9 protein-coding genes are annotated in these 13798 nt (G+C 65.4%); 4 read left to right on the top strand and 5 right to left on the bottom strand.

Annotated elements, in window-relative coordinates; all coding sequences use genetic code 11:
• Positions 1-24 precede the first annotated feature (24 nt).
• Positions 25-2502, top strand: coding sequence for a DNA gyrase/topoisomerase IV subunit A (locus BJ994_RS06050; protein ID WP_167992497.1), 2478 nt, complete (start codon positions 25-27; stop codon positions 2500-2502).
• A gap of 12 nt (positions 2503-2514) precedes the next feature.
• Here the strand turns inward: BJ994_RS06050 and BJ994_RS06045 are convergent, their stop codons facing one another.
• Genes BJ994_RS06045 through BJ994_RS06030 form a run of 4 tightly spaced genes read right to left on the bottom strand, consistent with a single transcriptional unit; the run spans position 2515 to position 9486 of the window.
• Positions 2515-3495: a GNAT family N-acetyltransferase gene (locus tag BJ994_RS06045; protein ID WP_245192260.1), complete on the bottom strand. Its 981-nt coding sequence runs from the start codon at positions 3493-3495 to the stop codon at positions 2515-2517.
• Positions 3467-6838 (bottom strand): thiol reductant ABC exporter subunit CydD, encoded by a 3372-nt coding sequence (cydD, locus tag BJ994_RS06040; RefSeq protein WP_167992494.1) that lies wholly within the window; start codon positions 6836-6838, stop codon positions 3467-3469. The genes BJ994_RS06045 and cydD overlap by 29 nt, the downstream gene beginning before the upstream one ends.
• Positions 6835-7857, bottom strand: a complete 1023-nt coding sequence (cydB, locus tag BJ994_RS06035; RefSeq protein WP_167992492.1) for a cytochrome d ubiquinol oxidase subunit II — start codon at positions 7855-7857, stop codon at positions 6835-6837. The genes cydD and cydB overlap by 4 nt, the downstream gene beginning before the upstream one ends.
• Before the next feature lie 39 nt (positions 7858-7896).
• Positions 7897-9486: a cytochrome ubiquinol oxidase subunit I gene (locus BJ994_RS06030; RefSeq protein WP_167992490.1), complete on the bottom strand. Its 1590-nt coding sequence runs from the start codon at positions 9484-9486 to the stop codon at positions 7897-7899.
• A gap of 214 nt (positions 9487-9700) precedes the next feature.
• Here BJ994_RS06030 and BJ994_RS06025 point away from each other — a divergent pair, with 214 nt between their 5' ends.
• Both BJ994_RS06025 and BJ994_RS06020 read left to right on the top strand, forming a co-directional pair.
• The gene (locus BJ994_RS06025) at positions 9701-10072 is read left to right on the top strand and encodes a BlaI/MecI/CopY family transcriptional regulator (protein WP_167992488.1); all 372 of its coding nucleotides are present in this window, start codon (positions 9701-9703) and stop codon (positions 10070-10072) included.
• Positions 10073-10077: 5 nt separating this feature from the next.
• Complete coding sequence (locus tag BJ994_RS06020) at positions 10078-11109, top strand: M56 family metallopeptidase (protein WP_167992486.1); 1032 nt, start codon at positions 10078-10080, stop codon at positions 11107-11109.
• Between the two features lie 91 nt (positions 11110-11200).
• Here the strand turns inward: BJ994_RS06020 and BJ994_RS06015 are convergent, their stop codons facing one another.
• Complete coding sequence (locus tag BJ994_RS06015; RefSeq protein ID WP_167992484.1) at positions 11201-13297, bottom strand: DNA gyrase subunit B; 2097 nt, start codon at positions 13295-13297, stop codon at positions 11201-11203.
• A gap of 253 nt (positions 13298-13550) precedes the next feature.
• Here BJ994_RS06015 and BJ994_RS06010 point away from each other — a divergent pair, with 253 nt between their 5' ends.
• Entirely contained in the window at positions 13551-13775 is a 225-nt protein-coding gene (locus BJ994_RS06010) for a DUF7455 domain-containing protein (protein WP_167992482.1), read from the top strand.
• Positions 13776-13798: the final 23 nt, after the last annotated feature.

Genomic DNA, 13798 nt, shown 5'->3' with positions numbered 1-13798 from the left:
AGCTGCTGAAGGACTTCAGGAACCATGGCGAGGCGCCAAGCAACACCACCGGATGAGAACTACACCGAGAACATCATCGATATCGATGTGACCTCCGAAATGGAGGGCTCCTTCCTCGAGTACGCCTATTCGGTGATCTACTCGCGTGCGTTGCCTGACGCGCGCGACGGCCTCAAGCCCGTGCAGCGGCGCATCCTCTACATGATGACGGACATGGGGCTGCGACCGGACCGCGGGCACGTGAAATCCGCCCGCGTGGTGGGCGAAGTGATGGGCAAGCTGCACCCACACGGTGACGCCGCAATTTACGACGCCATGGTCCGCATGGCGCAGGATTTCTCCTTGCGCCTTCCTCTGATCGACGGGCACGGCAACTTCGGCTCCCTGGATGATGGCCCGGCCGCAGCGCGATACACCGAGGCGCGCCTGGCCGCGGCAGCGCTCACCATGACTGACCACCTCGCCGAAGACGTTGTCGACTTCATTCCCAACTACGACAACCAGCTCACCCAACCGGAAGTGCTGCCCGCCGCCTTCCCGAACCTGCTGGTCAACGGTGCCACCGGCATCGCCGTGGGCATGGCCACGAACATGGCTCCGCACAATCTTGGCGAGGTGATCGCTGCCGCCCGGCATCTCATCGAGCATCCGGATGCAACCCTTGAGGACCTGATGCGCTTCGTCCCCGGGCCGGACCTGCCCAGCGGCGGAAAGATCGTGGGACTCGACGGCATCCGCGACGCCTACGCCACCGGCCGGGGATCCTTCAAGACCCGAGCCAAGGTTGAGGTCGAGCAGCTCTCGGCCCGGCGAACCGGCCTGGTGGTAACCGAGCTCCCCTACACGGTCGGCCCGGAGAAGGTCATCGAGAAGATCAAGGACGCCGTCACCGCGAAGAAGCTGCAGGGTATCTCCGACATCGTGGACCTGACGGACCGCACGCACGGCCTGCGACTGGTGATCGAACTGAAGAACGGGTTTAACCCCAACGCGGTGCTGGCCCAGTTGTACCGGTATTCCCCGATGGAGGATTCCTTCGGCATCAACAACGTAACCCTGGTTGACGGGCAGCCCCGCACGCTTGGACTGCTCGAGCTGCTCCAGGTGTACGTCTCCCACCGCATTTCAGTGGTCCGGCGGCGCACCGCGTACCGCCTCGGTAAGAAGAAGGACCGCCTCCATCTTGTCGAGGGCCTGCTGATCGCCATCGTGGACATCGACGAGGTCATCCAGATCATCCGTTCCTCGGACGAAGCCGCGGCAGCCCGGGAACGGCTCATGGCCATCTATGACCTGACCGAAATCCAGGCCAACTACATCCTTGAGCTCCGGCTGCGGCAGCTGACAAAGTACTCGCGCATCGAGTTGGAGAAGGAGCAGGATGAGCTTCGGCGGGAGATCGCCGCTCTGGAGGAAATCCTGGGTTCGGAGCAGAAGCTGCGGGAGCTGGTGTCGAATGAGCTGGCCGCCATCTCGGAACAGTTTGCGACGCCCCGGCGGACCGTCCTGCTTGAATCCGAAGCGAGTGCCCCCCTCAAGGGCACTGTTCTGCCGACGCAGGCGGGTACGGGCGCCAAGGCGCCGCTTGCGCTTGAGATTGCGGACGATCCGTGCTGGGTTCTTCTCTCCACCTCCGGCCAGCTGGCGCGCACCACCGGGCAGGAACCGATTGTCGACGGCGGACAACGGGTCAAGCACGATGCCTTTAGTTCAGTTTTAGCGACCACCGCAAGGGCTGAGATCGGCGCCGTGACATCAGCGGGCCGGATGCTGCGGCTCCAGGTGGTCGACATGCCGGCCTTGCCGCCGACCAACGGGATCCCGAACCTCGCCGGCGGCGTGTCCGTCAAGGAATTCATCACCCTTGAGCGCGGCGAGTCCCTCGTGGGTCTTGTACCGCTGGACAAGGTCTTCGCACTCGGCACTGCACAGGGCGTAGTCAAACGGGTGAGTCCGGACTATCCGTTGAACCGTGATGACTTCGAAGCCATAACACTCAAGCCGGAAGACCAGGTGGTCGGGCTCGCGCAGGCAGAGGACGCCGATGACCTGGTCTTCATCACCCGTGAGGCCCAACTGTTGCGCTTCCCGGCGTCCTCGGTCCGCCCGCAGGGGCGCATGGCCGGCGGCATGGTTGGCATCAAGCTGGCAGCCGACGACGCCGTCGTCCACTTCGGCGCGGTCCGCGCAGAGGATCCCGCCGCCGTCGTCGTGACCATTGCCGGGGGCAGCGAGGCGCTTCCGGGCACCACGGCCGGCTCAGTGAAGGTGACGGAGTTCTCGGAGTATCCGGTGAAGGGCCGGGCAACGGGCGGAGTGCGTGCGCACCGCTTCCTGAAGGGCGAGGACCACCTTGAGCTTGCGTGGGCCGGCCATGGCCCGGCCAAGGCGGTATCCGCAACCGGGGTTGCCCGCGCGTTGCCCACCGAGCACGGCCGCCGTGACGGTTCAGGGATTGCGCTCTCTCAGCCCGTGGAGGCGATCGGTCCGAGCCCTGCCTGATCCGATCCGTCGCTAGAGCAGCCGCTCGAAGGCCATCGACCGGCGGGTGGGTGTGTAGCCCATCCGCTCATACAGGCCAAGAGCCCCCGATGGGTTCTCCGTGTCAACTCCGAGGCCGGCGTTTTCCATGCCGTCAGCCTTGAACCGCCGCATCGCTTCAGCGAGGAGCGCCGGAGCGAGCCGTCGTCCGCGCCAGTCGCGCCGGACACCAAGCAGCTCGGTATAGCCCTCATCGTGTCCCACGAGTTGCTTCGATTCCGGGTCATAGCTTGCGATCTCGTACGCCGCTACTTCCCCGGAGGCGTTGTCGATCACCGCGAGGCTCCACTCTGCACGGAACTCGGGGTGGCTGACGGTGAAGTGCCAGCTCTCCTCGTCGCGCGGTTCGCTCCCCCAGTGGTCCTGAAAGGCCTCGTTGTGCGCGAGGCGAACCGCCTCGGAAATATCGTCGCTGAAGGTCACAATCCCAAATTCCGGATCCAGGTCCACCTCGGGGATCTCCTCGGAAAGATCCCGGGTCATCTCGGTGAACCAGCGGGTGATCCTGTTGCCAGCGGCTTCCATGAGCGCCCGGTGTCCGGGGTTGTTCTCCTCGACGTAGCTACGGATGAAGCCGTCCGGGATGCCGGCATCGGTGAGTCGACGGTGCGCCCGTTCAACCTGCCACTCGTGGATTGCGCGGCCGATACCGCGACGCCGCCATACCGGATCAACGCCGCCGAAAGCATGCACGAGGTTGGAACCGGCATTGGCGCTGATGCGCCCGAAAGCACGCGGTGTGCCCTCCTCATCGAATCCCATGACGGTGTCCAGCGACGGATCGTTCTTCGAGGCGGAAAAGACTTCCTCGAGATCTGCCTTCTGCTCGATCCAGTCGGGCTTGTCCACTTCGGCCATGCGTCGTAGCAGCGCTTCCCAACCGTCAATGTCGGCGTTCGTGATCGGGTGCCAGCTCAACTGGTGGTCAGCCGGTGTCAGAACAGGTGTAGGCATGCTCCCAGCGTAGGTGATCGCCGGCCGGTCCGGGGGCCAGTTCAACGCCGGTGTCGCACGTCAACGCAAGCCCGCGGTCGTGGGTTACCAGCAGTACCGGACGGTCTCCCAGGCCCGCGCGCAGATCCCGCATCAGTGAGGCAGCGCCGTCAGGATCCAGGTGCGCGGTCGGTTCATCGAGGATGAGCGTGGAGGCGTCGCTGAGCAGCGCCCGTGCCACAGCGAGCCGCTGCCGTTCGCCGCCAGAGAAACGGTTGCCCGCCGGCCCGATCCCGGCGTCGAGTCCGCCCTCGCGGTCCCGGACAGTGGGTGCGAGCCCGACGGCGGAAAGCACTTCCCAGAGTTGTTGCTCTGTCGCCGGGTTGGCCGGGACACGTGCGAGCTGAAGGTTCGCGCGAACCGTCGAGTTGAACAGATAACCCTCCTGCGGGCACCAGGCGACCTTCGGGACGTCCCCGGTTGCGGCTTCCGCCCCGGCGATCACGTACCGCCCCCGCATCAGCGGCAGGAAACCCAGCAGCGCACCGATCAGGGTTGATTTGCCGCTCCCTGACGGCCCGGTCAGCGCGGTCCACTCCCCCCGGCGGATCCGGAGCGTAACGCCCTCAACCACCGGCCGGCCGGGCTCGTACGCGACAGCGGCGTCCTCGAGCGCAATCTCCTCACCGGAACCAGCCTGGTGAACTGCACGCGCGCGGGACTCTGCTCCGGCGGCGCGCAGGTCAGGACTGATCCGGCCGGCGACGGCGGCGAGCGGACCCCACTGCTGGACCGCCGCCACGCCGAGGATCAGCGGTTCGGCGAGCGCAAGCTGCATAAGGACGACGACGGCGACCGCCTCGGCCGGCAGACCCTCGGAGCCGCTCAGGATCCCCAGCGCAGCGATTCCGCAGCCCAGGATCACGAGGGCCTGGCCGGCACCTGCAGCCCAGGAGTTGCGGCGGACGAGGCGGGCGGACCGGGCATCCAGGTGTGCGAGGCGGTTCAGCGCCTGTCCTGCCAGTCCGTTCACTGCGATGTCGGGACAGGCGCGCAACAGGCTGGTGGTCTGGGCCAGCGAGGCCGCCCGGACACGGATTCCTGCAGCACCTGCCGCCCGGTCCGCCAAAAGTGCTGCGGCGGGCGCCACTCCAACTCCGATGACCACGGCGAGCACCTGCCAGCCCACAGCCGTTGGCAGGATGAGCGCCGTCGTCGTTATGGATCCGATGCCCGTAACCGCAGCTGTCAGCGGCGGAAAGACGGCGCGTGCTGCGCTGTCACGCAACTCGTCGATGTCGCCCACCAGCCGTTCAATGCCGCCCGAGCCACAGGATAGCGAACGCCAGGATTCGGCCCTGGTGAGCAATGCTCCCCACAACCTGAGCCGGATTGCGTCAGCGGTCTGAAGGATGGCGTGGTGCAGCCAGAGCCGTTCGCAGTAACGCAGCAGCGACCGGCCGATGCCGAAGAACCGTACGCCCACGATGGCGGCCAGGAGGTAAAGGATGGGCGGCTGCTCGGCGGAGCGGACAATCAGCCAGCCGGAGAGGGCCGTGAGGGCGACGGCAAAGCCTGATGAGCCGGTACCGAAGGCCAGTGCGGCGAGGAACCGCGCTGACCAGGGGCGGACGAGGATGAGCGCCTGCCAGGCAGATCGCGTGAAACCCCGGATGGACGACGTGCCGGAATCGGTTGGGCCGGCGGCGGCAGAATCAGGTACGACGGAATTGTGGGGTGCCGTTTCCTTGTCCGTTTTGGGGCTAGCCGCCGGCGACGAAGATGCCGCAACTCCAAGCTCGATGGTGGTGTCCGCTAGATCGGCGGTGGCCGCGTCGTGCGCGATGAGCAGAACGGTCACTGATCCACGCAGCCCTGCTACCGCCTGCCGGATCGTCTCGGAGGTCTCCTCATCCACATGGGCGGTAGGTTCATCAAGCAGGAGGGTCCCGCCTGCGGCCTGCACCCGGAGCAGGGCCCGCGCGACCGCGAGCCGACGCAGTTCGCCCGGACTCAGTTCGCCGGTTGACTTCTCGAGGAGTCGGATACCCCCGACGGCGGCAAGGGCGGCGGCGAGCCCGTCGTCGTCCGTTCCCGGTGCGGCGTACAACTCAAGTTCCTGGCGCACCGTTTCGAGGAACGGTTCCGGATGCTGCGGTACCCACGCAACGGGACCGGCGAAGGGCACCACGCTTCCCTCCGTTTCGAGGGACGGTTGAGGCATCCCGGCGATCAGCCCCATGAGGGTCGATTTGCCGCATCCGCTCGGGCCGCGCAGCGCGGTGATCGTCCGGGGCACGATCTCGAAAGTGACATCACGCAGTACGGGTTCGCGGCTGCCCGCGAAGCGCACGGTGAGGTGCTCAGCCCGGGCGGCCGGGCCGTCGTCGTCGCGCTTGGGCTGTGCCGCGGCCTGCGGCCGGTCGATCAGGCTGCGGACCCGGCGCCCGACGTCGAGTCCTTCCTCGCTGGCGTGGTGGGCGGCGCCGAGGTCGCGCAGCGGGAGGTAGCACTCGGGGGCGAGGATGAGGGCGAGCAGACCGGTTTCGAGGCCCACATCGCCGTGGATGAGGCGCACACCGATGAAGACGGCGACGACGGCCACTGAGATGGTGCTGATCAGTTCCAGTGCCAGCGAGGACAGGAAGGCCACGCGAAGGGTTTCCATCGTGCGCGTGGAGTATCCGGCGCTGATGTCGTGCAGGGCCCGTGTCTGCGCCGACGCGCGGCCCAGGCCCACCAGCGCGGGCAGCCCCCTGGCGAGTTCGAGCAGGTGATTGGACAGCCGGTCGAGCGATGCCCGCGCTTCGCTGGTGCGGTCCTGGGTGTGCCAGCCGATGAGGACCATGAACACCGGGATCAGCGGGATGGTCACGACGATGACGACGGCGCTCACCCAGTCCGCCGCCAGGATCCTTGCTCCGATCATCAGCGGGACTACGGCGCAGGTGATCAGCGCCGGGAGGTATTGCGTGTGGTACTTGTCCAGGCCGTCGAGGCCGCGCGTCAGCAACACGCTCAGCGCTCCGGTGCCCGACCCTGAGCTCGCGGGACCGCCGTCGGCCAGAACCCGTTCGAGCGCCTGCCTCCGGAGCCGTTCCTTCACTCCGTGCGCCAGCCGGTGCGCGGTGCCCTGCTGCAGCCACACGGCAGCGGCGCGCAGCCCAACCCCGGCGAGCCCGAGCCACAACTCATCTATTCCGGGCAGCGCTCCCTGCGCCAGACCTGCTATCCCTGAGGCGATGGCCTCTGCAACCAGCACCAGCCCCACGGCCTTGAGCGCGGCGAGGACACCGAGCAGGTAGACCGGCCCGGCGGGTACCAGCGAGCCGGCCGGGCCCCGGGCAAGCAATCGCTCAATCACAGCGGGGTCACGGTGTGTGCTTCGGGAATGCTCTGCTCGCTCACGCGCTTGCGGAACACCCAGTAGGTCCACCCCTGGTAAGCCAGCACGAGGGGCACGCCGAACGCGGCAATGATACTCATCAGCCCCAGCGTGTAGGGCGAGCTCGAGGCGTTCTGGACCGTGAGGCTGAATGCCTCGTCAAGGGTGGATGGCAGCACAACCGGGTATGCCGAGCCGAAGATGCAGGCCAGACTGGCCGCCAGGAACACACCGAGCCACACGAAGCCCCAGCCGTCCCGGGACTTGCGCTGGGAGAGCCAGGCGCACGTGACCGCAACCACCGCAAGCGTGAGCAGCACTCCGGTCCAGAACGTTCCACCCGCCACGTGAACGCGCCCGCCCCACAGGAGCAGGGGTACAACGGCGACGGGGAGCAGACGGATCAATACCCTCCGCGCGCGCTCGCGGATGGAACCGGCCGTCTTCAGGACAAGGAACGCCAGGGCATGGACCAGGCAGAACAGGACGACGGCGGCAGCCCCCAGGAGGGCATCGAAGCTCAGCCACGCGAAGGGTCCGCCCACCCGGTCGCCATTCGCGTTCAGCGGCAGACCCGTGGTGGTCACCGCGAGGGTAGCGCCGATGCCCGCCGCCGACGTCAGCGAACCGGCGAAGATCGCGCGGTCCCAGCGGCGGCGCCAGCGGTCACTGTTCATCTTTCCCCGATACTCGAACCCGACGGCCCTGAAGATCAATGCCAATAGCACCAGCACCAGGGGCAGGTACAGGGAGGACAACAGGGAGGCGTACCAGAACGGGAATGCGGCGAACGTCGCGCCGACGGCGGTCAACAGCCACACCTCGTTGCCGTCCCACACCGGGCCGATCGTATTCAGCAGCACCCTGCGCTCGCGGTCGGTGCGGGCGAAGACCTTCATCAGCATGCCGACCCCGAGGTCGAAGCCCTCGAGGAAAAGGTAGCCGGTCCACAGCACGGCGATGAGGATGAACCAGATCGTTGGCAGCAACTCGTTCATGCGTGGGGTTCCTCTCCCTGGAGTGCTCGGTAAGTTCGGTCAGTAGGCAAAGGCGAGCACATCGTCTTTGTCCTTCCCGCCGGGGCGCTCATTCTCGTCGGTGTCGCCGTCGTCGTGCTGGTGTTTCAGTTCCGGCATCGCGGAGGCGACGCCGCCGCGGACGTAGGTGACGAGCAGCTTCACCTCGACCACCAGCAGCACCGCATACACCAGGGTCAGGGCGACGAGGGAGAAAATGAGCTCCGACAGTTCGACTCCCGGCGACACGGCCGCCGCGGTGAACATGAAGACCCCGTCAATACCATTGGGATCCGGGTTGGGGGCGACGACGAAGGGCTGGCGGCCCATCTCGGTGAAGATCCAGCCGGCCGAGTTGGCGCCGAACGGCGCGAGGATCCCGAAGACCGCAAGGCGCATCAGCCAGCGGGACTGCGGGACGGTGCCCTTCCGCAGAACCCACAGCGCCACCAGCGCCGCGAAGGCCGCAACCGCGCCGAAGCCGATCATGATGCGGAAGCCCCAGTACGTCACCTCCATGACCGGGAGATAGTCGATCGGCATCCCGGCACGCTCGCCGTAGATTGGATCGTCCGGCAAGGTCTCGCCGTACTGCTCCTTGTACTCGGGGAGCAGAGTGTTCACGCCCTTGACCTCCGTGGTGAAGTCGCCGTTGGCCAGGAAGGAGAGCATCTCGGGCACCTCGATCACGGCGACGATGTCATCGCAGTCCTGCGCGCCGAGGTTGCCGACGGAAAGGATCGAGAATCCGGTCCCGTCGTGGCACGCGGCTTCAGCGGCAGCCATCTTCATGGGCTGCTGCTCGAACATCAGCTTCGCCTGCAGGTCACCGGAGACGGCGGTGCCGGCGAAGGACAAAAGAGCGACGACGGCGCCGATCCGCGCCGAGCGGAGCCACACCTGATGGTCGGTGCGGCCGCGGCCCCCAGCTTCGTCTCCGCCCGGAAGAACACGGCCGTCGGCGCCGACACTATCCAGGCCGTCGTGGCGCCGCTTCCACAGGTGGTACCAGGCGATGCCGAGCAGGAAACCGCCGGCCACGGCAAGGGCACCGAAGATCGTGTGCGTGAAGGCAACCAGCGCGGTGTTGTTCGTGAACACCGCCCACGCGTCGACCATGCGCGCCCTACCGTCGACGAGTTCGACGCCCACCGGGTGCTGCATCCAGGAATTGGCCACGATGATGAAGTAGGCCGAGAAGACCGAAGCGGAGACTGCGGCCCACAACGAGCCGAGATGGATCAGACGGGGCAAGCGCTGCCAACCGAAGATCCAGAGCCCGAGGAAAGTCGATTCGACGAAGAACGCCAGGAGGGCCTCCATGGCGAGCGGCGCCCCGAACACGTCGCCCACGAAACGGCTGTACTCGCTCCAGGCGAGCCCGAACTGGAACTCCTGCACAATGCCGGTCGCCACACCCATGATGAAGTTAATGAGGAAGAGCTTGCCCCAGAACTTGGTCATCCGCAGGTAGTGTTCCTTGCCCGTCCGGTACCAGAGGGTCTGCATGATGGCCACGACCAGGCCCAGTCCGATGGTGAGCGGCACCATTAGGAAGTGGTAGACGGTGGTGATGCCGAACTGCCAGCGGGCGATTTCGAGAGCTTCCATGGATCCTCGATTCCTCAAGCACGGTCGATGCCTGACACAACTTCTACATCTTGTAGAAGTTCTTCTTCTACACATCGTAGAACAACTTCAACGTTACTTCTACGTGATGTAGAACCCTGCACAAAAACGTTGTAGGTTAAGAGGTGGTTGGTACAGGCGAAAGCGAAGGCTACCGCCGTCGTCCAGCTCAGGAATGCTCAACAAAGGAATAGAAATGGCCACGCTCGGTGAACTCGAACGCACAGTGATGGACCTGCTGTGGGCCACCCCCGGGGCCATGACCGCGAACGCGCTTCGCGACGCATTGGCGCTTGCTCCGGCAGGCACGGCAGAGGGTAAGGAACTGGCGGTGACCACGGTTCTCACCGTGCTCTCCCGCCTGGAGAAGAAGGGCCTGGTGGAACGCGAGCGGGACACGCGCCCTCATCGCTACCGCGCGGTGACCAGCCGCGAGGATCACACCGCCGAACTCATGCATGAGGTTCTCGTGACCGCACCGGACCGGGAAGCAGTGCTTGCGCGGTTCATCGGCAGCGTGTCCGAGAGCGAGGCCCGCACGCTCCGGCGGCTTCTGGGCAGCAGCTAGCACCCATGTTCTGGGCCTCGCACTTGCTGGCCACGCTTGCCGTGGTTTTGGCGTGGCCTGCCCCGATCGCCCTGTCCCGCGCGAAATGGCCCGCCCGGTCTCCCTTTACCGCAATGATCCTTTGGCAGGCAATCGCGCTCGCTGGTGGGCTCTCGATGATCGGCGCCATGCTCGTATGGGGCCTCGAACCGCTCGGAGATAACCTTTTGGAGGCACTCGGTGCTCTGTGGGACGTTGTGGTGAACAATCGCCCGGCTGAAACCCTTGGCCTGGTCCATGTGTTCGCACTCAGCGCGGCAAGCCTGTTAACAGCCCACCTGGTGTTCACGCTGCTGTTGACCTACGCACGCATCCGGGGACAACGACGCCGGCACCGCAACCTGCTGAATCTGCTCAGTTCGCCCTCGCACGGTAATCCGTCAACCCTCGTCATCAAGCACCCTGCTCCGGTGGCCTACTGCCTCCCCGGAGGTGCACGGTCCGTCACCGTTCTCTCCGACGGCCTCATGGGCCTCCTATCGGAGGATGAGCTGCAGGCCGTCCTCATTCATGAACGGGCGCATCTGAAGCAGCGTCACCACCTGCTGCTATGGGCCTTTGCCGCCTGGCGCTCAGCGTTACCCTGGCTGCCGACATCGCAGCTTGCCCAGCGAGCGGTCAATGAGCTCATCGAGATGCTTGCCGACGACGAAGCCGTCAAGCAGGTGGACGAAAAAGTACTGGTCGGCGCGATAGCCATCGTCGCGAGCGGATCCCACGGGCCGGCAATGGACGGATCTCGTAGAGATGCACCCGTTGCGGACGGCTCCGACGCCGGATCCGCAGTTGGAAGACCACGCGTGGACGCCGCGCCGAGCGCCCCTGATGAGGAACCTGGCGCTGAAGGCAGCTCAGTGGCGACTGTCCATCGCCTCCGGAGACTGCTCGAGCCCCAGCCCCCGCTTTCCAACGTGCAGACGATCGGTGCGCTGACCGCCGCCGCCCTTCTGCTGACGGCGCCCACGGTTCTGCTGATCGCGCCGGGCTTTTTCGGCTAGACACCGAGGGACTATTCCCGTCCGGCGTGACCATGGGCTTGAGGGTCAGGCGTCCGTGGGCTTGAGGGTCAAGCGTCCGTGGGCTTGAGGGTCAAGCGTCGATCCGCTCCCGGTCAAGTGACGCGGCCCCCGCAATAATGAAGTCCTTTCGCGGTGCGACATCGCTGCCCATCAATAGGTCGAACACGCGCTCAGCGGCTTCTGCTTCCTGGATCCGGACGCGGCGGAGCGTCCGGTGGCGTGGATCCATGGTGGTTTCCGCGAGCTGGCCGGCGTCCATCTCCCCGAGCCCCTTGTAACGCTGGATCGGCTCCTTATAGCGCTTACCCTCACGCTCCAGCGTGGCGAGCAGACGGTGCAGTTCCTGCTCTGAGTAGGTATAGAGGGTTTCGTTCGGTTTGCTCCCCGCACCGACCACTTCCACCCGATGCAGCGGAGGTACCGCAGCGAACACCCGGCCGGCGTCAACGAGCGGACGCATATAGCGAAAGAACAGAGTCAGTAGGAGGGTTCGAATGTGCGCCCCATCGACGTCCGCGTCCGTCATCAGGATCACCTTGCCGTATCGTGCGGCGTCCAGTGAGAAGCTCCGTCCCGAGCCCGCCCCGACCACCTGGATCAGCGCCGCGCATTCGGAGTTGGACAGCATGTCCCCTACCGATGCTTTCTGCACGTTCAGGATCTTGCCGCGGATGGGCAGCAGCGCCTGGTAGTCGGAGGAGCGCGCGAGTTTGGCCGTTCCCAGGGCGCTGTCACCCTCGACGATGAACAGTTCCGAACGCTCGGCGTCGTCAATGCGGCAGTCAGCGAGCTTGGTGGGCATGGACGAGGTCTCGAGGGCGTTCTTCCTGCGTTGGGTCTCCTTGTGGACCCGCGCGGAAACCCGGGACTTCATCTCGGCGACGACTTTCTCGAGCAGGAGCGCGGACTGCGCCTTGTCTGCTCGCGCCGACGAATTCAGCCGGGCCAGGATCTGCGTTTCGACCACCTTCGCGACGATCGCCCGTACGGCTGAGGTTCCCAGAATTTCCTTGGTCTGGCCCTCGAACTGCGGCTCGGCCAGACGGACCGTCAGTACGGCAGTCAGTCCCGCAAAGACGTCATCCTTCTCCAGTTTGTCGTTGCCTGCCTTGAGCTTGCGGGCGTTGGATTCGACCACCTTGCGAAACGTCTTGAGCAGGGCCTGCTCGAAGCCTGCCTGGTGGGTTCCGCCTTTGGGCGTTGCGATGATGTTGACGAAGCTCTTGACTGTGGTGTCGTAGCCGATCCCCCACCGCAGCGCGATGTCCACCTCGCAGTCACGTTCCACTTCAGCGATCCGGCTGTGTCCCTGTTCGTCAAGGACCGGCACGGACTCCTTGAACCGTCCGGCGCCGTGCAAGCGCCACACGTCCGTCACCGCATGGTCGATCGCAAGGAACTCGGCGAACTCCGAGATACCGCCGTCATGATGGAAAACCTCTTCGACGACGCCATCCGTTCCCGGCAGGCCCCGCTCATCGCGGAGGGTGATGCGCAGGCCCGGAACAAGGAAGGAAGTCTGCCTGGCACGTGCCTGCAGTTCTTCGTAGGAGAACTTCGCGTCGGGAGTGAAGATCTGGCGATCCGCCCAGTACCGAATCCTGGTCCCCGTGACGCCGCGCTTTGTACTCCCCACGACTTCAAGCCGGGAACTGTCCACGAAGGGAGCGAACTTCGCCGTTGGAGCGAGCTTGCGTTCGTCTTCGAACCGACCGGGTTCTCCCCGGCGGAAGGACATCTGGTAGGTCTTTCCGCCACGGTCCACCTGCACGTCGAGCCGGGCGGAGAGCGCATTGACAACGCTGGCCCCGACACCGTGCAGGCCGCCGGACGCAGTGTACGAACCGCCGCCAAATTTGCCTCCGGCATGCAGCTTTGTGAAGACCACCTCCACACCGCTGAGTCCGGTCTTAGGCTCGGCGTCAACCGGTATGCCGCGACCGTCGTCGTGCACCTCTACCGAACCGTCTGCATGGAGGATCACCCGGATGTTCTGTCCGTGGCCGGCAAGGGCCTCATCAACCGAATTGTCGATGATTTCCCACAGGCAGTGCATGAGTCCCCGGGAGTCGGTGGAGCCGATGTACATGCCTGGGCGTTTACGGACAGCCTCCAGTCCTTCAAGCACGGACAGATGGCGGGCGGTGTATTCAGAGCTGGGGGCCACGTTCCTTGGAAACTCCTTGGGAGTAATACCCGGACTTGTTACCGGTCGTCGATGCTGCGAGCCGAAATCGGCGCACCGTAACCAGCATATTCGCTCCAACATCGGCTGCCGTGCAGGCATGCCGTAGTCTGCGGTGACGCCGCTTCGCTCGCGGTCGTAGCCGGTACGCGCTCAGCGAAAGCCAACCCAGCTTGCGAAGAAACGGCTACGAATAGTGGTTATATGAACTACAGGAACCACTAAGGAGGCACCCATGACAACAGCTACAGCAACCCGCGAGCTGACCGCACTGCATCGCTGCGACCGGTGCGGAGCCCAGGCATACGTCCGCGCAGTCCTTTCCTCCTCCGGTGGCGAGCTTCTCTTCTGCGGGCACCACGCCCGCGCTGTAGAGAGCACTCTGCGCCCGCAGACTTCGGAGTGGCAGGATGAAACGGGCCGGCTCAACGAGAAAGCTCAGGCCACAGTAGAGCCATAGCAGGGAGCGGACGCCGTCCGTCC

Source organism: Arthrobacter pigmenti, assembly GCF_011927905.1.
Classification (GTDB): Bacteria; Actinomycetota; Actinomycetes; order Actinomycetales; family Micrococcaceae; genus Arthrobacter_D; species Arthrobacter_D pigmenti.
The sequence above is the reverse complement of the archived record's forward strand: the minus strand, read 5'-3'. Positions and strand labels throughout refer to the sequence as shown.

What these genes read in the sequence shown, in the direction of transcription:
- BJ994_RS06020 (WP_167992486.1), top strand. Translation starts at nt 10,078, where the DNA reads ATGTTCTGGGCCTCGCACTTGCTGGCCACGCTTGCCGTGGTTTTGGCG.
- BJ994_RS06045 (WP_245192260.1), bottom strand. Translation starts at nt 3,495, where the DNA reads ATGCCTACACCTGTTCTGACACCGGCTGACCACCAGTTGAGCTGGCAC.
- cydB (WP_167992492.1), bottom strand. Translation starts at nt 7,857, where the DNA reads ATGAACGAGTTGCTGCCAACGATCTGGTTCATCCTCATCGCCGTGCTG.
- BJ994_RS06030 (WP_167992490.1), bottom strand. Translation starts at nt 9,486, where the DNA reads ATGGAAGCTCTCGAAATCGCCCGCTGGCAGTTCGGCATCACCACCGTC.
- BJ994_RS06050 (WP_167992497.1), top strand. Translation starts at nt 25, where the DNA reads ATGGCGAGGCGCCAAGCAACACCACCGGATGAGAACTACACCGAGAAC.
- BJ994_RS06025 (WP_167992488.1), top strand. Translation starts at nt 9,701, where the DNA reads ATGGCCACGCTCGGTGAACTCGAACGCACAGTGATGGACCTGCTGTGG.
- BJ994_RS06010 (WP_167992482.1), top strand. Translation starts at nt 13,551, where the DNA reads ATGACAACAGCTACAGCAACCCGCGAGCTGACCGCACTGCATCGCTGC.